Genomic DNA, 1,177 nt, shown 5'->3' with positions numbered 1-1,177 from the left:
CCTTCGCGAGCAAGCCCGCTTGTGTCTGAGTAAGGGAATAAACTCTGGGGTGAGAGGGGTGGATGGCAAGCTGTGAGTCCGCGGTGCTTGAAGCACGAGTGGGAGCAAAGCTGCCATCCACCTTTCTACTCTGGCCCATAAGCCCGAACAGTTGGACGAGCGCCACTCGAATCACAAGCGTGGGCAAAGCCAGAGCACTCTCACTTCTGAGTGTAAGAGGGTTTTGCCATGATTTCCTGGGTCGGCATCGATATCTCCAAATCCAATCTGGTCGTCTGGGTTCAACCACAGAAAGACGGCTTTGAAGTTCCCAATACCGTTGAAGGCTTTGATGTGCTGGTCGCGCGTTTAGGTCAGTACACGGTTGGCCGCGTGTTGCTGGAAGCCACAGGCGGCTATGAACGCAAGGTCATGGCGGCATTGCAGCAGGCAAGTTTCAGCGTGTTGAGGATCAATCCTCGCCGGGCCAGAGCCTTTGCCGTAGCAATGGGCAAGAACGCCAAAACCGATCCCATCGACGCGGCGGTTCTCGCCGATTTTGCCGAAGCGCTGCATGCGTCTCGCGAAAAGCCCATCTCGCCTGAGCGTGAAGCCCTGCGCGAGTTGATTCAATTACGCGAGCACTTCGTCCAGCAGCGCGACGACAACAAGCGCCGGCTGCAGCAGGCCCAGTTGCCTGCGGTTGTAGAGGCGATCAGGGACCATATTCGCTACCTGCAAACCCAGATCAAGCAGCTCGGCAAAGCCATCGATCAAAGCATGCGTGAGCTGGATGCGGAAAAAGCCGATCGGCTTATCTCTGTCAAAGGCATCGGCACTGTGGCGACCGCCAGCTTGCTGGTTTATCTACCCGAACTCGGCGAGCTGGATCGCAGGGAGATCGCCGCACTGGCGGGAATCGCCCCCTACAACGACGACAGTGGAAATCACAGCGGGAAACGTCAGATTTACGGAGGGAGAGCGCGCGTCAGACGTGCGCTTTACATGTCGTGCTGGGTCGTTATCCGCCATCAAGCCGACTTCAAGGCCCGCTATGAATCCCTAAGAGAACGAGGCAAGAGCGCGAAAGTCGCGCTCATCGCCTGCATGCGAATACTGCTGATCAGATTGAATGCCATGCTGCGAGACGGCACAGAGTGGCGGTGACGAACGGTGGTAGTAAGACAGTTGCTCCCAC

General features: G+C 57.2%; 1 protein-coding gene. It reads left to right on the top strand.

What is annotated here, in order from left to right; translation table 11 throughout:
- The first annotated feature begins 228 nt into the window (after window positions 1-228).
- A complete protein-coding gene (locus V3W27_RS28060) occupies window positions 229-1,146 on the top strand; it encodes an IS110 family transposase (protein WP_247269778.1) in 918 nt (305 codons plus the stop codon).
- Window positions 1,147-1,177 lie beyond the last annotated feature (31 nt).

This window comes from Pseudomonas sp. AM14(2022) (assembly GCF_036346455.1).
Taxonomy (GTDB): Bacteria; Pseudomonadota; Gammaproteobacteria; order Pseudomonadales; family Pseudomonadaceae; genus Aquipseudomonas; species Aquipseudomonas putida_A.
The sequence above is the reverse complement of the archived record's forward strand: the minus strand, read 5'-3'. Positions and strand labels throughout refer to the sequence as shown.